This is a genomic window from Methylobacterium sp. GC_Met_2 (assembly GCF_026540795.1).
Classification (GTDB): Bacteria; Pseudomonadota; Alphaproteobacteria; order Rhizobiales; family Beijerinckiaceae; genus Methylobacterium.
In genome coordinates, this window is record NZ_JALNUM010000085.1 from 1 (window position 1) to 18,790 (window position 18,790).

The following is an 18,790-nucleotide window of genomic DNA, read 5'->3' on the forward strand; positions in this document are numbered from 1 at the left end:
CAACGCGATCGGGCACGGCTCTAGCGCTTCAGCCACGCATCGAGCGCTTCGTAGCGCGTCGGGTCGTCCGGGCAGAGGCCGGTGCCGCATTCCGCCGCCGTCGAGACGGCATTGGCGAGGATGATTCCGAGGAACAGCAGAAGGCCGGCCGTCCCGAAGAGCCCGGCGCCCGGCCCGGCCAGGGTGGCAGGCTGGTCGGTATCGACGATCAGGAGGAGCACGGCCACCGCCCCGATCAGCACCACGAAGGCGATCAGCGCCAGGGTGTAGAAGTGGAGGCCGAACAGCGTCGCGCCGTAGCCCCCGGTTCCGGGCACGACGTGCAGGGCGATCTGCCGCGCCGCGATGGCCGCACCCGCCAACGCACCAAGGATCGCGATTCCGTAATGGGACGGCCGTGGGCCGAACCGGACGCCGAGCGCGAAACCGACGCCCGAGGCCGCGAACGCCGCCCGCTGCAACAGGCAGAGCGGACATGGCAGCTCACCGAGCAGGACCTGATAGCCGAAGGCTACGAGCAGGATCGCGCAGCAGCTCAACAATCCGAGGGCGTTGAGCGTGCGGGCATGAGGCAGCGTCATGGGGAGCAATCCGCTCAGAAATCGAGGTTGAGCGTCGACGTGGCGTGGGCCGCGAACAGCGCCAGCGTCCCGATCAGCGCGGCGAGCCATAGGCCGATGGCGGTGCCGCGCCGCCCGGCGAGAATCGCCATCGCGCTCGCCGCGAAGCCGATGAACGGCAATACCATCATGATCAGCGTCCATCGATCCGCGGGGCCGGGGGGAGCCCGGTCCGCTGCGCGATCCCGGACGCATGAGGGGTGAAGCTTTCGCGGACCTGTCGTGCCGGCGTCGCGACCCATCGGCCCGCATGCTACCCCTGATTCGATAAGCCGGCCCCCCCAGCTCGAGCCGGCATCGGGAGACGACCCATGACAGCAGCGACTGCGCCGGTCCCGCCGATCGCGGGTGATCCACAGGTCCCGGTCCTGCTGCGCAGCGATTCCGGCGGCGTCGCGACCCTGACGATGAACCGCCCCCAGGCGCGCAACGCCCTGTCGATGGCCCTGATGGCCGCGCTTCAGGACGCGCTCGACGTGATCCGGGTGGACCCGGCGGTGCGGGTGGTCATCCTGCAGGGGGCCGGCCCGGCCTTCTGTGCGGGGCACGACCTCAAGGAGATGCGCGCCGAGCCGTCCCGCGAAGCGACCGAGGCGGTGTTCCGCGCCTGCGCCCGGCTGATGCTGAGCCTCACCCGTCTGCCGCAGCCGGTGATCGCGCGGGTGCACGGGATCGCCACCGCGGCCGGCTGCCAGCTGGTCGCCACCTGCGACCTCGCGATCTGCGCCGAGTCGGCCTGCTTCGCCACGCCGGGGGTGCAGATCGGTCTGTTCTGTTCGACCCCGATGGTCGCGCTGTCGCGGGCCGTGTCGCGCAAGGCCGCCCTGGAGATGCTGCTGGTCGGCGAGCCGATCGACGCCCCGGAGGCGCTGCGGATCGGTCTGGTCAACCGCGTCGTGCCGGAGGCGGACCTCGACGCCGCAATTGACGCGCTCGCGTCCCGCATCGCCGGGAAGGCGCGGCGTGTCCTGGCGATCGGCAAGGAGGCGTTCGGCCGCCAGATCGAGATGGGCCTGGAGGAGGCCTACGGCTACACCGCCGAGGTCATGGTCCGGAACATGATGATGGCCGACGCCCAGGAGGGCATCAACGCCTTCCTGGGCAAGCGCCCGCCCCGCTGGGAGCCCTGAACCCCGCCGGCCCTGTCGGTGCATCCCGGCGCGATAGGACGCAGGCCCATTGGCGCCGCTCGCGTAGGTTCTGGCGCCGCCCTGCCCTAGGATCGGGAACGCGCCGGTCGTGCTGGACCCCGACGCCCCAACGCGGAACGGCTGATGAGCACCATCGACCTGTTCGGTCTGACGCTGGCCTTTTACGGAACGATGCCGCCGCCGCGTCCGCCGCGCCCGGATCGCAACGGTGCGACCTGGGCCGCCGCCTTGGTGTTCGGTGGCATCTGCATCGCCATGGTGGGGCCGATGGTCACCATCTGGAGCTTCCACCGGCCCTACGCCGAGGCCAAGGCGCGCTGCATCCGGTCCGGCGGCCGCGTCCTGTACGCGGCCCTCGATGGCAGCGGTCCCTATCGCTGCGAGCGGCCGGTCGAAGCCGAAGTGGCGCATCCGGTCACGAACGCGGATTAATCCGAGACCGCGCGTCACCTTCGGGTATATCCGGCGCCGTCATCAGAGCGCTCTTCGCCGAAGTGGACCCCGGTTCGGCGCAAGAGAGCGCGCTACAATGACGGCTCTAGCGAACCGGATGCCGAGACCTTGGAAAACGCGCTCCTGCGATGGCTTTACTCCACCGCCCTCATGCGGTCGGATGTCGAGGCCGTCATCGGCTTCATCCTGGCGATCGGTGTCACCCTCCACGCGCTGCTGCGCAAGCGGCGGGTCAGCGTGGCGGTGGGCTGGATCGGGCTCGCGTGGCTGTCGCCGATCTTCGGCACCGCCCTCTACCTGACCTTCGGCATCAACCGCGTCTCGCGCCGGGCGCGGCGGCTGCGGACGAAACCCTCCGACGCCCTGCACCTGCCCGATACCGACGACGCGGTGGTGCCGGAGGCGCTCTGGCCGCTCGATCGGGCGATCCGGCGGATCACCGGCCTGCCGGCCTTCGCCGGCAACACCGTGCAGATGTTCCGCAACGGCGACGCGGGCTATCCGGCCATGCTGGCGGCGATCCGGGAGGCCAAAGCGAGCATCGGCCTGTCGAGCTACATCTTCCGCGACGATCCCACGGGCCGGGAGTTCTGCGAGGCCCTGGCGGAGGCGAAGGCGCGGGGCGTGGAGGTTCGCGTCATTATCGACGGGATCGGCGGCGGCTACTTCCGAGCGCCGGTCTACCACCGCCTGACCGCCGCCGGAGTGCCCGCGGCCCTGTTCATGCACTCGGCCCTGCCCTGGCGGATGCCGTTCCTCAATCTACGCTCGCACAAGAAGCTGCTGATCGTCGACGGGCGCGTCGCCTTCACGGGTGGGCTGAACATCTGGCACGCGAACCGCGTCGCCCTGAAGCCCGAGCATCCGATCCGCGACACCCATTACCGGCTCACCGGACCCGTGGTCGAGCAACTGGCCGCCGCCTTCGCGGTCGATTGGACCTTCGCGGCTGGCGAGAACCTCGACGGCGCGCCGTGGTTCGTCGACCTTCAGCCCACCGGGACCAGCGTCGCCCGGGCGGTGACCTCCGGCCCCGATGCCGACGTGGAGAAGATCGAGCAGGTCATCCTCCAGGCGCTGGCCTGCGCCCGTCGGACCGTCCGGTTCGTGACGCCCTACTTCCTGCCGGACGAACTCGTCACCGGCGCCCTCGCCCAGGCCGCAACGCGGGGCATCACCGTCGATGTGATCATCCCGCGGGTCAGCGACCACCATTTCATCGACTGGGCGACCCGGGCGCATCTCGACCCGCTGCTCCGGGCGGGTGTCCGGGTCTGGCTCGACGAACCGCCCTTCGACCATTCCAAGGTGATGGTGGTGGACGACATCTGGTGCTTCGTCGGCAGCGCCAACTGGGACATGCGCAGCTTCCGGCTCAACTTCGAGCTGAACGTCGAGATCGTCGACGCGGATCTCGCGGCCCAGCTCGACCAGTTCATGCGCGGCAAGATGGAGGCCCGGCTCAGCCGGGAGGATCTCGCCGCACGCGCGCTGCCGATCCGTTTGCGCGACGCAGGCGTGCGACTGCTGCTGCCATACCTTTGAAACGGCCGGGCCCGAGCGTTTCGGGCGCCGGCCCGAGATGGACCACGATCGGCCGGTGATCGGAGCGGCCCCGGGGCAGCACCGCGTGGTCGTGGCAGATGAGACCGCGGGCGAGGCAGCGGTCGAGCCGCAGCGGCAGAACCTCCACCATCGCGTGGGTTGGCCGGCGGGGGCCGACATCGCGGAATCCCGGGATCATCGCGGGCCCGACGATGTTGTAATCGCCGAGCACGGCGGCGCGGGGCGGCAGCTCGGAGACGATCCGGCGAAGCTGGCGCCGGTTCAGCATCTGCCCGTGCGACAGGTGAACGTTGGCGATTCCGAACGCGCCGAGGTCGAGGATCTGGCAGACTCGGTGCACCAGGGCGCCGGAGGGCAGCGTGATCACCCGCGGGGGCGCAGGCCATGGGGTCGGGCTCCACATGGCGAGCCCGTGGATCCGCCCCGGCAGGGGCGCCCACGCATAGTGGCCGCCGATTCGGTCCAGCAGGAACCCGATGGCGCGGGTCGCCTCCTGCATCAGCAGCAGATCGGGCTTTTCCCGGGCCACCAGCGCGGCGACGTCGTCGACCGCCGCGCCGGTGCGGCGCAGCAGGTTCCAGCTCACGATCTTGAACGGCGGGTGGGCGTTGTCCGCCGGCCGGAGCGGCGGAATCTGAACCGGGGCGAGGCCGGAGCGGGCCGGGCGTGCAGCGATGGTCATCGGGCCGGACTCGTACCTCACCGGGTGGCCCCGTCGCCACCGCCGCGCTTCAACGCGCGCGGGGGCCGGACGTTCGATAGGACCGGAGGCGACGTCAGATCCATGACGGCGAGGCTTGCGCCGGATCATGCGCCTCCCGGGGCTGGCCGGATCGGACGCAGGGACCGAACGCATCGACCAGAAACGGTATGAGGGGACGCGTCGGACTGCCTCCATCGCGCGACACGCGGGACGGGCAGCATTGTATATCGATATCATCAATTCCGCATATCGATCCAATCTGTTTGGATCATGTTGCTGTGCAGCGTAGATATCGCTCGACGCCGGGCCAGACCCGGACATCGAGAGGATTGATCATGACCCTGCGCCCCCTTGTTCTCGCCGCCCTCATCGCCGCCCCCATGGTCGCCTCCGTGGCCGCCGCGACCACCGGCGCCCTGGCCGACGAGGCTCTGACCCTGACTCCGCCGCTCTATCGTGACCAGGCTCGGACCACGGCCGCCGCGCGTCCGGCCTCCGAACTCGCCACGACCCCGCGTCTCGTCCCGGCAACGCCGGCCGCCAAGCGCATCGTCGCCGCGGCGATGCCGATCCGCTGACATCCGGCGCCGTGATCCGGCTTCACGGTTGTCGTCAGCGCACCTCTCCGCTCGACACGCATCGTTGCCATGCCCTGCGGGCGGACGTTTCTCCGCCCGCAGTGTGTATGCTCGGTGAAAATGGAGGGCGCGATGGCGTACAGGATCTCGTTCTGGAAGGGGAAGCGAGTCAGCTTCACCAAGCTGTGGCCCTGCGATCTGGAGGCGGCGGTCGCCCACGCGAAGGCGCAACTCCCGGTTCAGCGTGTGCAGACCGGCGCGACATCCGTGAGCGTGCTCTGCGAGCGGACCGGCGAGGTCGTGTTCACCTTCGCGGAGGAGCCGGAGCCTGCCGCGTCGTGATCGGCCGTTAGGCCGTGCCCGGATTGTGCACAGTCCAGGGCTCCGCGAAGATGTGCTCCTCTAGGTTCACGCCCGATCCGCCGCGATCGATCACCACGAAATCCTGCCGCACTCCGAACGGCGTCAGCACGCCGTGCCACGTGCCGCGTGCGTAGCAGATCCCCTGGAATGGCCGGGTGGTGACGAAGGCCCGCGGTCGGCCGGGCTGGCCGCCTTCGTCCGGGCAGACCACGATCAGGAACGGCGCAGCACTCAACGGAACGAAGGCCTGGCTCCCGAGCGGATGGCGCTCGACCAGGCTCAGGCGCAGGGGCAGGGGATAAGGTTCGGCTTCCACGAGGCCGATCACCGCGCGGGCGCCCTCCCCCGCCACTTCGATCGCCGCGAGGTCATGGAAGCGGCGCGCCATGCCGCCGTTCATCGGACGCGGCGCGACGGCCGCCGTATCGATCACCGATCCGAACGGCGCGAAGGCGACGTCCGTCAGGGGCTCGGCCGCGATCGAGCAGGCCTCGGACTCCCTCGTCATCGCCCCGTCCCGCGCAGAGAGCCCAGGGCGGGATGCCGGTTGACGTCCTTGTAGAGCAGGTAGCGGAACCGGCCGGGGCCGCCCGCGTAGCAGGCCTGCGGGCAGAAGGCGCGCAGCCACATGAAGTCGCCCGCCTCGACCTCGACCCAATCGCGATTGAGCCGGTAGGCGGCCTTGCCTTCCAGCACGAACAGCCCGTGCTCCATCACATGCGTCTCCTCGAACGGGATGGACCCGCCGGGCTGCATCGTGACGATGGTGACGTGCATATCGTGGCGCAGGTCGTCGGACGCGACGAAGCGGGTCGTGGCCCAGGCGCCGTCGGTGCCGGGCATGGCGGCCGGTTCGATCGCGCTCTCGTGGGTGACGATGGCCTCCGGTACGCCAAGGCCCGGCGCGGGCTCGTAGCGCTTGCGGATCCAGTGGAACCGGCTCGGTTCGGCGCTCGCGTTGTGCAGTCGCCACGGCGCGCCCGGCGGCAGGTACGCATAGCTGCCGGGGCGCAGGCTATGGGTCCTGCCCGCAAGATCCAGGCTCGGGGTCCCTCCGACCACGAACAGCACGCCCTCGGCGTCGGGATCGGGCTCGGGGGCCTCGCTGCCGCCGCCGGAGGCGACCTCCACGAGGTACTGGGCGAAGGTCTCGGCGAAGCCCGACAGGGGCCGCGCCAGGATCCAGGCGCGGGTCCCGTGCCAGCACGGCAGGAAGCTCGTGACGATGTCGCTCATCACGCCCCGCGGGATCACCGCGTAGGCTTCCGTAAAGACCGCGCGGCCGGTCATCAGCGCCGTCTGCGCCGGCAGGCCCCCGCAGGGCGGATTGTAGGGTGTCTCGGTCATGGCGGTCTCCGGCGGCGTTCAGGCCGTTTGGGGCACGGCGGCCGGCGTGTCGAGGAGCACCGCCGTGTCGGCGGTCTGCTCGCCGCTCAAGACCCGATGCGCCTGCGCACGGTCGATGTCGTCCTCCCAGGCGGTCACGACAATCGTCGCCACATAATTGCCGATCCGATTGCCGAACGCCCGGGCGATGCCGCGCATCGCGAACGTCGTCCGTCTGGTCCAAGGCGGCGAACGCATGGGGTCATGATCGCGCGGTCGTGCGGGCCGTCGAGAATCGGACACGATCCGTCGATTCGAGACATCGTCGGCATCGCCCGGTGCCGCAAATCCCCGGTGGCGCGGTCCCCAGCAGGGATCAACCTGGGCTCTCATCAGTGCTGGGCGACCGCGCACGAAATCCATCAGTGCGGTGTTCGGGGTCGCTGGATCATATTGAGCTGACTATTTTTCCGATAGTGCAATTCAGATATGATTATGTAGTCTAATGTCGTCTTATATTCAAGAGAATAGATTTTATAGTAGAGGAATGGACTTTTATAGTTGAGCATTGCGAAATCGTCTATGCATCAATCTGAAAAAAACGCAGATCGTTTATTGATTTGAAACTTGCGACTTCGTATGACCTCGGCCAAGCAATCGTTCTGTGCGGTTGTCGCTGGCGTGCGGCCCAAACCTGAGATGAGCGGAAAGACGTCATGGCTCTCGTGAAAAAAGCCGCCCTGTCGGGCCCGCAAACCTTGGTGCGTAAGAACGAGCAGGCCACTCCCACCCAGCTCGGGCGGCTGAACGAGGAGAATCGGCGCCGGGCCCGGACCTTCGCCAAGCAGCAGAAGGCGGCCGAGCGCATTGCCGCCGCAACGACGCAGCTCGCCAGCGGCATCGCCGAGGCGTCCTCCGCGGCGGAGGAGCTGCGCAAGGCCATGGAGCAGATCGCCGCCGGGGCCGAGGAGGCGGCCGGCGCCTCGGAGGAGTCGCAGCGCGCCGTGACCACGGTCTCGGACGCGATCACCACCGCCCGCACCGAGGCCGAGGCCTCCCGCGAGAAGACGGAGGCGCTGCAGGGCCTGATCGCCGGCGTGAGCCAACAGATCCGGCTCAGCATCGGCTCGATCGCCACGGCGGCCGAGCGTCAGACCGCCTCCGTGACGATGATCGTCGAGCTGGAGCGGCAGGCCGCCAATATCGGCGACATCGTCCGCGCCGTGGCCCGGATCGCCGACCAGACCAACCTGCTGGCGCTCAACGCCGCCATCGAGGCGGCCCGCGCCGGCCAGCACGGCAAGGGCTTCGCGGTGGTGGCCGACGAAGTGCGCACCCTGGCGGAGACCTCCGAGAAGAGCGCGCAGGAGATCCAGGCGCTGATCGGTCGGATCCAGGAGGACGTGAAGGTCATCGCCGACGGGATCAACCGCTCGGCCGAGGGCGCTCGCCAGGAGGTCGAGAAGGGCCGGGCGATCACCGCGCAGCTGGAGAGCGTGGGGGCCGCCATGGCCGAGATCGGGGCCGGCGCCGACCAGATCGCCTAGATCTCGGCCGAATCGGAGCGGGCCGCGGTCGAGGCGCAGAAGGGCGCGGAACTGATCGCCGCAGCGGCCGAGGAGCAATCCTCCGCGGTGATCAGCAGGATTGTCCTTTCTAATCATAGCCTTAGCTTTCAAGTATTACTGTCTACCCACATCTAAGCCCGCGCTCGTGTGGCGGCTTTATGGGTACGGCCAGAAATGGCAGGGTACGGTACCGCCCGTACCGGATGCGCGAGCGGCGTTCGTGAGGGCTGTCATCAGTCTGTCGTTCAACGCTCGGCTTAGCTTCACCGGTTGGCGTTAGCCGACCTTCCACGCCCGCGGCCTAGTGGCCCCTCAAATCCCTTGGACAGCGGGCGTGGATGCCAAGGGGGTAGCCTTTCGCGACCCCCTACCGGCACAGCACCGGCATCGGCGGGATCGCCGGCACGCCGCTGACCGTCACCCGTAGCCGGAACAGTCCAGAGGCCGCGTAGCGCCTGTCCGAGCGCCGCAGTAAGGCCGTGGCCCGCTGGAGGTCCCGGTGAGCGAGCCAAGCCAAGAGCGCGCGCCGGCCAAGCCCGAGGAAGCCGACGACGTGGCCGGCGAGGCCGCCCAGGAGGAAGATCAGGCGCATAGCTGAGCCTCCGCATATCGCTGGAGATCGGCGACGACGCTTTCCTTCCACCACTCACCCAGGTCCGCCAGCAAGGCCTTGAGCAGAATAGCCGGCAGTGTGATCATCTCGACCGTGTCGAAGCCGTCCACGAGGGCCGTCAGGGCATTGTCGGCGGCGTTCATGACAGCCCAGGCGTCGGGGTAGCCGTTGGCGTCCCTACCAGCCCGACCACGCTCGACCCAAGCGCGATGCGCCCGCTCATTGTCGCGGCCGGGGAATGGGCCGGCCGCCTCGCCCGCAGCCTCATAGAGGCGGTGCACCTCCAGGCTGGCGGCGTTCAAGGCTACGGCAAGCGGCAGGATCTTCGGTGCGAGGGCCAGGAACTGCGCCTCTCGGTCCGGCAGGCCGGCCTGTGCGCCAGCGATGGCAGGCAGCGAGGCCGCCGGCAGTGCTAATAATGCGCCGAGTGCCGTGCGGCGGGTGGAGGCGGTCATCGCATGCCTCCGTCTTTGATCGGCGTGATGGCGTCGAACCGCTTTTCCAAGCGGTCACCTATCTCATGCAAGTGGCAGCCGAGGACGTAGGAGCCGCCAGCGGAGAGGCTTTCGCCGCCACACCCGATCGTCGTCAGCACGTCTGCCAAGCGCACGAGGTGCCGGATGTCATCCTCCATCGCGAGGATCTGACCCCACTCGATGCGGGCGATGCTCATAAGCACCTCCCGTAGCCAGAGAAGCCCTGCTCGCTGATGGCGTCGTAGTCAGCGATGCCGTTGTCGTCGGTGTTGCCCTCGGCGTCGTGGCTGTCCTCCAGGTCCGTGTCGCCGTCCATGGCGTCGAGGAGGTCGATCAGGCCGCCGATTAGATCCTCGACCTCGGGGCGGGACAGGGCGCGGATGCCGTGTGTGAAATGGCGAGAACCCAGAACTGAATTGGCCGGGCGGGCGAAGTGCCGGTCCAGCCCGTCCTGGATGGCGGCGATGGCGCGATCAGCAGGATCGGCCGCCCGCATCGCGCGGATGGCCTGTGTGACCGGTCCTACCTGTGCTGAAGGCAAGCGCGGGCGTTCACCGCCGCTGAGAGGCGGTGTAGGGTGGTGGATAGCCATGTGACGGAGATCCCAGACGTTGCACGGTTAGGGCTGGGGAGAGGCTGCAACCTTGCTCCGGCCCGTTTTATGTCGTACCTTTATAGGATGCTGATGTCAATTGAGGTCACACCTAAAAAGCGGGGGCGTCCTGCCACTGGCAAGGATCCCGCGACCTCAATTCGACTGTCGCCAGAGATGCGCGCCGAGATCGACGCTTGGTCGGATCAGCAACCGGATCGGCCAGGGCGCTCCGAAGCCATCCGCCGCCTCGTCGAGGAAGCTTTGAAGGCGAAGCGTTCCTGACGGGGGGCAGAGGAGAAGACATTAGGCGCACGTCTCACGGCCCGCCTGTAATGGTACGAGAGCGCGGCAAATCTGCCTTGATTGCCTTGTATGCTAGACCGAAAGTTGCCAATGAGCCTTAGCTAGGAAACAGCTCAGCTTTTAGGCGCAAGCGTATGGTCGATGTACCACCCGGAGGATATTCGAGCCAGCCAATTTGGGACGGCCCTCGCCGCATTCGCCTCGATACGGAAGAAATGGCATGGCAAGCTCTGGATGATTTGCTCAAAGATCGAATTGATGCGCGCGACTACGAGTTAGATTTTTCGCACGCCGTATGGGTAAGAGCGAAATTTACATTCAAAGGGGATGGCTTCAATCAAAGTCTATTCTCTTCGACAATGAAGGGCATAATTGAATATCAGAATTCCTATTACAGAACAGTTGCCCAGGTACTAAAAAAAGAACCGAATATTGGTCGGCTGACCAACGAAGAAAAAGATGCTTATGAGTTGAATTTTTCTATCAAAGAAGGAAGCTCAGAAGTCGACTCTGACGTCTACAAGCAACTTGCCAAACTTGGCGAAAAAGTAGTGCAAGGCATGAGTCCGAAGCAGCGATATTCTCTTGTCATATTGATAGCTTTGTTGCTGTTTGGCGCGTACACCGTGCCCAGATATCTTGATCACGTCGAAAACGTCAAAAAATCAGACACGGAACTTGAAGAGAAGAAATCATCAGACGAACGAGAAAAGCACGTTGTTGATGCAGCGCGTGAGATGTCTAAAGAAACTTCAGAACACATGAGAATATTAGCAGATGCCGTCAAAAATATTCAAGGGGCGAGGGAGATTAACGACGAAAGCATAGACGGGATTGACTCTTTGGTGCGTCATTCCTATCGCGCAAGTAGTGTTACCCTCCAGGGAACAACACTTCAAAGTGAACAAATCGAAGAAATCACAAGGCGAACGAGGCGGAAGCCGCAAGATATAACTGTTAGAAGGCCATACAAGGTCTTGGCAGTCGATGGAACAGCTGAGCGTGGATTTATAGTAAAATTGCAGGAGCCAACATCAGATGGAATTCTTACTGCCATTTTGTCTGATGCGGTTGTCAGAGAAAAATACGGCCGAGTAATTCAAACAGCTCTTTGGGCAAAGTCTGTTATTAATGTTCAGGTGGCGGGTAGAAAAATTGGCGAAGAGATTATTGACGCGAGGATAATTTCTGCAGGAAGAATAAAAAACTAAAATCGTCGTTCTGATCTACACGTCATCGCTTGTTGTTTTGATGGTAAATATTTCGTAAGCGCAGCATAGCAATTGTTAGCGCCGCAATCGCGAAGTTGAGAGAGGACCACGAAAAGCCTGCACCGGCGAACCGGACAGGCTAAGTTTGTCTCGTCTCGGGATGTCGAGGTTATAGGTGCAGCGCTGTGCGACGCGTCATCCCTCAGTTGGGGTAGGCTAAAGGGGCGCTACCTACACGGTCGCCGACTGCGCGTTTTGCAGCGCCAGGCTATGCATGTTGCCGAACGCGCTCTCCATGATCCGCGCAGCCTGCCGCGGGTTCTCAGCTCCGTTGATCGTCGTGTTCTGATTGAATGTCTGGTTCACCGACTTGCTGGTGCTGCCGCCGTTGTTCACCACCGACGAGCCGCCCGGCACCGGTGTCATGACCTTCATGGGGTCGAAGTCCGGCATCTGCATCATGCGTGGCAGGCCAGGGACGTGGATCTGCGGCACGGCGCTCGAACCGTCGCCGCCGCCCTTCACCTCGATCTTGGGTGAGGTGACATGGATCGAGGACTGCGCGACCCGCTCCAGCGGCATGGTGGAAGCCTTCGGGTCGACCTTCTGCATCAGCTCAACAGCGATCCTGTTGTTGGCACCGACCAGCGAGGCCCACTCATTACGGAGGCCCGTTGAGTTGGCACCGCGCTGGCGGGCGAGGTTCGCCCCGATCCGATCCTGCGTCTTCTCGTCGAACAAGTCGGTGCCTTTGAGCCCGAGCTTGTGCATTTGATCCCGGAGGGTGTCGCCGACGATCTGGTAGCGGCCCATCGCCGACGAATTCGGGTTCCCCGGCTGGCGGCGCATGTGGTTGCCGAGCGCCAGGATCTCGTCGAGCGTCTTGGTCGTAAGGGTCTGTTCCTTGCCGCCGGGCAGATACCGGCCGTACTCAAGCGAGGTGTCATAGCCGCCGTTCGCACGGCGCGCCGTCCCCTCGGACCGAGCGATATGGTCCAGCACGTCCTTGTAGGCGCCAGGGTTGGCCGCCACGCCGCCGGACTGGTCACCGCGCAACGCACGAGCAGCACGAGCGCGAAGGCCGCCACCGGCCCCCGCAGGCGCATTCGGATCTGGCTTGCCGCCCATGAAGCTGGGCGCATATCGCTGATACAGCGAGCGCCCGTCCTGCGCGACCACGCCGGGGCCGCCATTGGCCTTCTCAAAAGCCGCCGGCCCAGCCAAGATCCCTGTGATGGTCTTGTCGTAGGCGCCCAGGATAGTCCCGAGATGTGTGACGCTCGCGATCCGCTTCAGGACGCTGAAGATCGTCTCGAATGCGCTAGCGATGGCCTTGACACGGTCCGCAAAAGCGTCCCAGCGCTTCATGAACGCGTCGCCCTCGTTGCCCGCGAACCAAGTGACCATGGCGCCGAGCTTTTCAGCGAGCCAGACCACGGCATCCGAGATGCCGCGCATGATGCGCTCGACCTTCTCGGGATTGCTCGCGATCCAGTCCTGAAATCTCTTCAGGACGGCTCCCAAGGCCGGGGCGAGGCTGACCATCAGCTTGTCGCCGAGCGCGGACACCGTCGCCTGTAAGCGCGTCAGCGTGCGCTGGAATGCCATGGAGGCATCGGCCGCCTCCTTGCTGTTCACCCCCAGCGACTTGGTCGTGGCGTCGTACTCAGCGCGATAGGCTTTGATCTGCGCGAGCTGGCGCGAGATGAGGTTGTAGTTCTCCTCCGAAATGCCGGCCAAGCCAGCCTCGCGGAAGCCTACATCGTAGGGGTGCGCGTTCAGCTTCTCCACGGTCTGCAGAAGCTGCTGCGTCGTGTCGGCCGTCATGTCCACGCCAAGGCTCTGGACGTAGGATTTCACACCGCTGTTCTCGCGGATGGCCTTGGCGAAGCTCTCGACCGCGCCGATCGCCTGTTCCGACGATCCGCCAACCTGCTTGAACGCGTAGCCGAGGGAGTTCAGGCTCTGCACCGAGGCGCCGGTCCGCGCGGACACGAAGCCGAGGTTATCGAACGCCTGCGTGACGCGGTTGGTCGCGTAGCTGACGGCCGTCGCCATTGCGCCGGCGGCCAGCGCGAGCCGCGACATGCCGGCAACGAATTCCTTGTGCCGGGCCTCCCGCTTCCGGGTGGCCTCCTGCTCGGCCTTCTCCTTTTGCTCGGCGGCGGCGAGGGCTGCCCGCGCCTCCTTGAGGTTCGTCTCCATCGTGAGCTTGGCGATCTCCTGCTCGGATTTCGCGCCGGCCCACCGGGCATCCTCGATCCGCTTCTCGGCGGACTTAACGGCAGCCTCGTAGTCGGCGATCGACTTCTTGGCGGTGTTGAGCTGCGCGGTGTTGACCTCGAACCCGAGGGCGACGGCGAAGGATGAAAGCCAGTTGTCTGCCATGGTCGTCCCCTCAGTGTAGCTTCTGCGCGGCGGCCCGGATCTCGGCCGGGAGCATGTCGCCGCCGTCGTCGATCCACCGCTTGACGATGAGCCCCAGCGCCCGGCCCATCAGGAGCTGCATCACGGCCCCGTCGATGTCGGCGAATGCGGGTTCGGGATCGCCCTTCGGCCAGACCGGCAACCACGCGCCATCCTGCTCCCGAGACAAGGCGCCCAGGCTCGCGCGCTCGATGATGTCCGTGTCGTCGTCGCTGAGCTTCCCCCAGGCGCCGAACACCACCTGGGCGATCTTCACCATGTCGATGTTGGGCCGGAGGGCCAGGCGGGGGCCGGAGGCCAGCACGAGCGGCAACGCCTCGGCGATCAGCGGGGCGAACCGGCGCTGGATCCGGGTCTCGGTCTGGGCCGGCATGCCGTCGAAGCGGTAGCGGTGGCCGGCGATCTCGAACTCGGGCGCCATGTCAGTGCTCCTGACGGGCTGTGGCGGCGCGCACGACAAGATCGCGCAGTCGTTCCAAGCTCTCCGGCTGAAGGCCGCCGGTTATGGCAAAGCCGGTGAGAACCGATACGGCGACCTGCGTGCAGATCTCGTCATCGGCCTCAATGCCGTAAAGGCTAAGGCCCGCACGAACGCCCTTCATGGCGCCGTCAAAGGCTACAGGGTCGAGGAAGTCGGGATTGTCATTGCCCATTGGTTGGCATCCCTATTCCGCGTTGAGCCATGGCATATGGAACCGAGCCGGAACTCAGTTTTACGCAGATGAAGTTGGTGAAGAACGGTTCGCCTCGGGTGTCGCCGATATGGCCGACATAAAAGACTTTGTATCTGCCGTCGGTCGAAATGCCATAGAGATCCAGTAGCGCGTTGTTGGGCGCGCCGGTGATACTCGGATCATACTCAGCCTGCTGGATCGATTTTTGGTCGATCTGGACGACGCAGCCCGGAGTCATATTCCCGTTCAGCAGGCAGACGCCTTCGATGCCATTGATCGTCTGCATAGGCAGCCCGACCAAACCCGTCCTGCTGTTCAGAACAATGTCGCCGCCAGGCAGCGCGCTCTTGTTGGCGAGGATCTGGAGGTTGCCCCTCTGGACAGACCAAGAGGTGCGCGTGGCAGCCGCAATCTCGCGCAGATGGTCCTTGGCATTGCCGAAGAGCGCGCAGCCGCGGGGAAACTTGGTTTTCGACAGAGCGTCCTTATCGATGAAGCCGATGCCGGCACCCAGAGCCTTCATGGCCTCGGCGCAGACCATGGCGCGGTCGTAGTAGGTGTGCCCGGCCGACAGGGTCTTGTTGACGACGGCGAAGTTGCGCGCTTCGCCTTTGTCGGTCGCCAGGATCGCCAGCACCTTGTCGGTAACATCGACACGAAGCTTGCGAGCCTGCCGGATCTCACCTTTGAACAGCACGTAGGATTGGCCGGTCACGTAGCCCGCCGAGACCGTGACGGTCTTGCCGACGAAGAACGCGGGCTGAGTGCTACTGTCCTTCAAGTTGAAGACACCGATGCGTGCGACGTTGGGCGTGCTGGTGTCCTTCATGGTGACCTCGAACGTCATGCGCAGGCCCTGCCCGCCGTTCTCGTCGCCACGGTAGGTCCATTTCGCGCCGCCCTCGATTTCGACGGACATGTTGCGCAGGTACTGCTCAGTCATAGCCGCTCCCGAATAGGCGCCCCCGGCACGTCGTGCGCGCCGGAGGCTTCGTCGCGAGGACCTTGGGGATGGAGTGTCCCTGTTCCTCAGTCGCGGTTACTTGGACAGCGCCACCATTCGACTTGGCGCCGCGCAGGTGACGAGCCCGCGCTTACCGAACGACACCAGAAGCCCGACCCTCAGAAGCAAGGCGCCCCGGCATCCGCCCGGATCTCTATTCCGGCAGGATCAATCGGGCGTCCGCGTCGGTCGTGAGCGCCGCCACGTAGGCGCCCCACGCTTCCCGCATCCGCCGGTTGGCCGCCGTCTCCAAGCCGACGATGCGGACGCCCTGGACCGCCCCACCGACCAGCCGAGCCGTTGCGGACTGGTAGGGGGCACCCAGCGCGGCGTTCGGCCCGAAGTGCATGCCGATCTGACCAATGCCGCCGGCCAGGGCGTCCGCGTCGGCACGCATCGCCTCGACCCGCCGGGCGATCACCTCGGCCTCCCGGGTGACGACGCGATAGACCGCCTGCTGCACCCGCAGACCGGCATCCGCGGCCGTCTGCTGACGGGCGGTGGCAGTCGCCGTGAGAGCCATGCACGCCTGCTCGGCCGAGGCTGCGCGGGACTGCGCGGCGACGTGCCGGCCATGGGCCTCGCCACTGTCGGCATCGGCGGGGTGTAGTTCGGTCAGCCCACCTTCGGCCCAGCGGGCAATCCGCTTTGCCAGGTCGTCGCCGATCCGGCTCACCTCGGCCGAAGCTTCCCCGACCGCAGCGACAGCCTGCCGGTGCAGATCGCGCCCGCGCTCGGCCGCCTCTACCGCACGAACATGATCGGCGTCCCGCAAGGCGCGCTCGGCAATAGCGAGACGCAGCCGGTCACGAAGCTCAGCCTCGCCGCCGATATCACTCTCCGGGGCGGGTAAAGCTCGGATCGGCTGTTCACGCCGCTGACGCTCTTCAATCCGGGCGCGGCGCTCGGCGAGCTGATCCGGCGTGGCGATCTCGCCGTCATCAGAAAGGGTACGGACGCCCTCGCGCCCCATCTTGTCGAGGTAGGCCATCAGCGAGCCCTCCGGCCGGACTGAAGGAAGGCGCGCAACCGGGTGGCCTGCTCGACCTTCAGCCGGGCCTCAGTGACACCGGCACGGGCCGCATCCGTGTAGGCCGCGCGGCGCGCCGCCAGCCGGGCCTCATGATCGTTGCTGTGGGCGGGGTGGACGTGGCCGTGACCGCCGCAGGAGCACGGGCCGTCGCCGCAATCGGTGGTGGCGGTGCGGGTGCCGCGAATGAGAATGTCCGACACGATGGCGTCGCCGAACCGGTAGCGGGCTGCCGCCGGGCCTTCCTTCAGGATGAGACGCTTCACAGCGTTTCGGTCGAGCTTCATGGTTTTAGCCTCCTATTCCGGCCGCTCGGATGTAAAGTTCGAGGATCGACGGCTTGGACGCGAGCAGCACGAGGACACCCGCCACGGCATTGGCCACGTCGTCGTGCGCGTTCTTCACCTGTGGGTGGTCGATGATGTCTCGGCCGGTGCCGCGGCTCGTGCGCCGCTCCAGGGAGACGAGTTGCTGTTCCAACTTCGGCACGGGCAGCATGCTGCACCGCTGGCTGTTCAGGACCGGCAGGAACTCGCGGTAGATGTCGGACTTCGACCGCTCGGACACTTCGTAGGTGATCCCGTGCGCCCGGAACCGCTCCCGGGGCCACTCGCCCGCGTACCGGTCGCCCGTCACGGAGCCCAGGCCGTAGGTTTTCAGCAGATCCGCGAAGCTGGACACCACCGCGTCCGGCGAGCCGCCGGGATACATCTCTCGAACCGCATCGAGGTAGGCGATGCCGTTCTCCGAATGGCCGATCGCCAGCGTCATGCTGTCGGCGCCGCCGCCGGAGGGGTCGCAGAAGGCTTGGTAGGACAGGCCGGTGGCTGGGGCCCGCTCCAGCAGATCACCCGCCATACAGGCCTGCACCGCCTCCAGGCTGATGAACGCCTCGACGTCCGCCCGAAACTCGGCGCCGTACTCGGCCGAGGCCGCCGCCGGATCGCGGGTGTAGGCCCGCTTCACTACCGCCGGGTCCAGGCTCGGGTTCATGGTCTGCGATGCAGCCCGCAGCACCAGCACTGCCGGATCGCCGGTCGGCCCGAAATCCCGCTGGTGGGTACGGTACAACTCGCCCTTTCTGGCGTAAGGCGACGACAGCACACAGAGCGGGCCGCCGGTCGTGGCTAGGCCAGGGCGGATGGCGTCGAGGATCAGCGTGTCGGGGTTGGCGCTGTTCTCCAGGTGCCAGAAGGCCACCTCGTCGCAGAGCGCCGCTGCCAGCGTCTCGCCGCGGATCGTCTTGTAGTTCGCCGGCCGGACCTCGATGTCCACGCCCGCCCGCAGCCGGATCGTGTCGGCGGTCGGATCGCCGTCCACCATATCCTGCATCTCGGCCGAGTGCGTGAACACGCCCAGCACGTAGCTGAACACCTTCGCGGCTTGGACGGTGGTCGAGGCCATGATCGGCAGCTTCACCCGCTCGCCGGGAGCAGCCAGGGCGCCGTAGTCGACCAGCCCGGCGAGGTAGGAGCCGAGCACGCTGAAGGCGCGGGACTTGCCGCCACGACGGCCCACAATGCCCCATAGCTCGTCGACAGGGTGCTCGGGCTCGCGCTCCCGGCCGGTCAGGGCGGCGAAGATTACCCGCTCGTCATCGGTCAGCGGCTCGCCCCTGGAGGCGATCAGGATGGCGCGCCACGGCGCCCAGGTCTCGCCCGGCAGGATCTCACCGAAGATGGCGGGATCGGCCAGGGCCTCGCGCATGGTGCACAGGGGACGGCAGGCCGGGTTCATGCGGACCGCCTCTGATAGCGGTCGCGCAGCCCAGGACGCTCTGGAGCCTTCACCGGCCCCATGCGCCGGTACTGGCGATCGGCGCGGTCGCAGAGCTTGCCGTAGGCCTCGGAGTCGATGGCCTTGCCGGACGCCCGCTCGCCCTCAATCCGCTCCCGTTCCACCGCGAGTTGCGCGTACATGCGGATGGCCTGCCGCTTGGCCGTGTCCAGCGCCTCGTAGCCACCACGCTCCGCCGTCAGCGCCTCGACCAAATCGGCGAAGCGACGGCCCTCCAGCGTGCGCCCGTCGAGCTGGAGCAGGTGCAGGCGCGAGCCGTTGGATACAGCAGCTTTGACGCCCGGATGGCGTGTCTTCATCGCTGATTTCAGCACATGCCCAGTCATGACTTGG

At 66.2% G+C, this 18,790-nt stretch carries 25 protein-coding genes; 7 read left to right on the forward strand and 18 right to left on the reverse strand.

What is annotated here, in order from left to right:
- Window positions 1-20 precede the first annotated feature (20 nt).
- Together OXS49_RS23505 and OXS49_RS23510 are read right to left on the reverse strand one after the other, a co-directional pair.
- Entirely contained in the window at window positions 21-581 is a 561-nt protein-coding gene (locus tag OXS49_RS23505) for a disulfide bond formation protein B (protein ID WP_267427062.1), read from the reverse strand.
- 14 nt (window positions 582-595) lie between these two features.
- A complete protein-coding gene (locus OXS49_RS23510; RefSeq protein WP_244006860.1) occupies window positions 596-751 on the reverse strand; it encodes a DUF5993 family protein in 156 nt (51 codons plus the stop codon).
- 180 nt (window positions 752-931) lie between these two features.
- On the opposite strand from OXS49_RS23510, the gene OXS49_RS23515 reads away from it, so the two are divergent.
- The 3 genes from OXS49_RS23515 to OXS49_RS23525 all read left to right on the forward strand — a co-directional run bounded on the left by OXS49_RS23515 (window position 932) and on the right by OXS49_RS23525 (window position 3,769).
- Window positions 932-1,750 (forward strand): enoyl-CoA hydratase, encoded by an 819-nt coding sequence (locus tag OXS49_RS23515; protein ID WP_267427064.1) that lies wholly within the window; start codon window positions 932-934, stop codon window positions 1,748-1,750.
- Window positions 1,751-1,894: 144 nt separating this feature from the next.
- Window positions 1,895-2,203, forward strand: coding sequence for a hypothetical protein (locus OXS49_RS23520; protein WP_244006856.1), 309 nt, complete (start codon window positions 1,895-1,897; stop codon window positions 2,201-2,203).
- 129 nt (window positions 2,204-2,332) lie between these two features.
- Window positions 2,333-3,769 carry a phospholipase D-like domain-containing protein gene (locus tag OXS49_RS23525; protein ID WP_267427067.1) on the forward strand — a complete coding sequence of 479 codons (1,437 nt, stop codon included), beginning with the start codon at window positions 2,333-2,335 and terminating at the stop codon, window positions 3,767-3,769.
- Here OXS49_RS23525 and OXS49_RS23530 read toward each other — a convergent pair.
- Window positions 3,687-4,472: an endonuclease/exonuclease/phosphatase family protein gene (locus OXS49_RS23530; RefSeq protein WP_244006852.1), complete on the reverse strand. Its 786-nt coding sequence runs from the start codon at window positions 4,470-4,472 to the stop codon at window positions 3,687-3,689. The two genes, OXS49_RS23525 and OXS49_RS23530, sit on opposite strands and share 83 nt — an antisense overlap.
- A 356-nt stretch (window positions 4,473-4,828) precedes the next feature.
- Here OXS49_RS23530 and OXS49_RS23535 point away from each other — a divergent pair, with 356 nt between their 5' ends.
- On the forward strand, window positions 4,829-5,071 hold the full coding sequence (locus OXS49_RS23535) for a hypothetical protein (protein ID WP_267427068.1): 243 nt from the start codon (window positions 4,829-4,831) through the stop codon (window positions 5,069-5,071).
- Window positions 5,072-5,203: 132 nt separating this feature from the next.
- Window positions 5,204-5,413 (forward strand): hypothetical protein, encoded by a 210-nt coding sequence (locus tag OXS49_RS23540; protein ID WP_244006848.1) that lies wholly within the window; start codon window positions 5,204-5,206, stop codon window positions 5,411-5,413.
- Between the two features lie 7 nt (window positions 5,414-5,420).
- On the opposite strand, the gene OXS49_RS23545 is transcribed toward OXS49_RS23540, so the two are convergent.
- Genes OXS49_RS23545 through OXS49_RS23555 form a run of 3 tightly spaced genes read right to left on the reverse strand, consistent with a single transcriptional unit; the run spans window position 5,421 to window position 6,979 of the window.
- The gene (locus tag OXS49_RS23545; protein WP_244006846.1) at window positions 5,421-5,942 is read right to left on the reverse strand and encodes an ureidoglycolate lyase; all 522 of its coding nucleotides are present in this window, start codon (window positions 5,940-5,942) and stop codon (window positions 5,421-5,423) included.
- Window positions 5,939-6,781 (reverse strand): bifunctional allantoicase/(S)-ureidoglycine aminohydrolase, encoded by an 843-nt coding sequence (locus OXS49_RS23550; RefSeq protein WP_267427070.1) that lies wholly within the window; start codon window positions 6,779-6,781, stop codon window positions 5,939-5,941. Before OXS49_RS23550 ends, OXS49_RS23545 begins: the two co-directional genes overlap by 4 nt.
- Window positions 6,782-6,799: 18 nt before the next feature.
- Window positions 6,800-6,979, reverse strand: coding sequence for a hypothetical protein (locus OXS49_RS23555; RefSeq protein ID WP_346016971.1), 180 nt, complete (start codon window positions 6,977-6,979; stop codon window positions 6,800-6,802).
- Between the two features lie 497 nt (window positions 6,980-7,476).
- On the opposite strand from OXS49_RS23555, the gene OXS49_RS23560 reads away from it, so the two are divergent.
- Window positions 7,477-8,307: a methyl-accepting chemotaxis protein gene (locus OXS49_RS23560; RefSeq protein ID WP_267427072.1), complete on the forward strand. Its 831-nt coding sequence runs from the start codon at window positions 7,477-7,479 to the stop codon at window positions 8,305-8,307.
- A 388-nt stretch (window positions 8,308-8,695) separates the two neighbouring features.
- On the opposite strand, the gene OXS49_RS23565 is transcribed toward OXS49_RS23560, so the two are convergent.
- The 4 genes from OXS49_RS23565 to OXS49_RS23580 are packed head-to-tail and all read right to left on the reverse strand — an operon-like array spanning window position 8,696 to window position 9,958.
- Window positions 8,696-8,920, reverse strand: a complete 225-nt coding sequence (locus OXS49_RS23565) for a hypothetical protein (protein ID WP_267427074.1) — start codon at window positions 8,918-8,920, stop codon at window positions 8,696-8,698.
- Window positions 8,911-9,396, reverse strand: a complete 486-nt coding sequence (locus OXS49_RS23570) for a hypothetical protein (protein WP_267427076.1) — start codon at window positions 9,394-9,396, stop codon at window positions 8,911-8,913. Before OXS49_RS23570 ends, OXS49_RS23565 begins: the two co-directional genes overlap by 10 nt.
- The gene (locus tag OXS49_RS23575; protein ID WP_267427078.1) at window positions 9,393-9,614 is read right to left on the reverse strand and encodes a hypothetical protein; all 222 of its coding nucleotides are present in this window, start codon (window positions 9,612-9,614) and stop codon (window positions 9,393-9,395) included. The genes OXS49_RS23570 and OXS49_RS23575 overlap by 4 nt, the downstream gene beginning before the upstream one ends.
- Window positions 9,611-9,958: a hypothetical protein gene (locus OXS49_RS23580; protein WP_267427080.1), complete on the reverse strand. Its 348-nt coding sequence runs from the start codon at window positions 9,956-9,958 to the stop codon at window positions 9,611-9,613. Before OXS49_RS23580 ends, OXS49_RS23575 begins: the two co-directional genes overlap by 4 nt.
- Window positions 9,959-10,449: 491 nt before the next feature.
- Here OXS49_RS23580 and OXS49_RS23585 point away from each other — a divergent pair, with 491 nt between their 5' ends.
- Window positions 10,450-11,526, forward strand: coding sequence for a hypothetical protein (locus OXS49_RS23585; protein ID WP_267427081.1), 1,077 nt, complete (start codon window positions 10,450-10,452; stop codon window positions 11,524-11,526).
- 231 nt (window positions 11,527-11,757) lie between these two features.
- On the opposite strand, the gene OXS49_RS23590 is transcribed toward OXS49_RS23585, so the two are convergent.
- The 8 genes from OXS49_RS23590 to OXS49_RS23625 all read right to left on the reverse strand — a co-directional run bounded on the left by OXS49_RS23590 (window position 11,758) and on the right by OXS49_RS23625 (window position 18,756).
- Window positions 11,758-13,731, reverse strand: a complete 1,974-nt coding sequence (locus OXS49_RS23590) for a hypothetical protein (protein ID WP_267427082.1) — start codon at window positions 13,729-13,731, stop codon at window positions 11,758-11,760.
- Between the two features lie 193 nt (window positions 13,732-13,924).
- Window positions 13,925-14,374, reverse strand: a complete 450-nt coding sequence (locus OXS49_RS23595) for a hypothetical protein (protein ID WP_267427083.1) — start codon at window positions 14,372-14,374, stop codon at window positions 13,925-13,927.
- 1 nt (window position 14,375) lies between these two features.
- The gene (locus OXS49_RS23600; RefSeq protein WP_267427084.1) at window positions 14,376-14,606 is read right to left on the reverse strand and encodes a hypothetical protein; all 231 of its coding nucleotides are present in this window, start codon (window positions 14,604-14,606) and stop codon (window positions 14,376-14,378) included.
- On the reverse strand, window positions 14,596-15,570 hold the full coding sequence (locus tag OXS49_RS23605) for a hypothetical protein (RefSeq protein ID WP_267427085.1): 975 nt from the start codon (window positions 15,568-15,570) through the stop codon (window positions 14,596-14,598). The genes OXS49_RS23600 and OXS49_RS23605 overlap by 11 nt, the downstream gene beginning before the upstream one ends.
- A 214-nt stretch (window positions 15,571-15,784) precedes the next feature.
- Window positions 15,785-16,621 (reverse strand): hypothetical protein, encoded by an 837-nt coding sequence (locus tag OXS49_RS23610; RefSeq protein WP_267427086.1) that lies wholly within the window; start codon window positions 16,619-16,621, stop codon window positions 15,785-15,787.
- Window positions 16,621-16,947 (reverse strand): hypothetical protein, encoded by a 327-nt coding sequence (locus OXS49_RS23615; RefSeq protein WP_267427087.1) that lies wholly within the window; start codon window positions 16,945-16,947, stop codon window positions 16,621-16,623. The genes OXS49_RS23610 and OXS49_RS23615 overlap by 1 nt, the downstream gene beginning before the upstream one ends.
- A 4-nt stretch (window positions 16,948-16,951) precedes the next feature.
- A complete protein-coding gene (locus tag OXS49_RS23620; protein ID WP_267427088.1) occupies window positions 16,952-18,397 on the reverse strand; it encodes a hypothetical protein in 1,446 nt (481 codons plus the stop codon).
- Window positions 18,394-18,756 carry a hypothetical protein gene (locus OXS49_RS23625; protein WP_267427089.1) on the reverse strand — a complete coding sequence of 121 codons (363 nt, stop codon included), beginning with the start codon at window positions 18,754-18,756 and terminating at the stop codon, window positions 18,394-18,396. Before OXS49_RS23625 ends, OXS49_RS23620 begins: the two co-directional genes overlap by 4 nt.
- Between the last annotated feature and the right edge of the window lie 34 nt (window positions 18,757-18,790).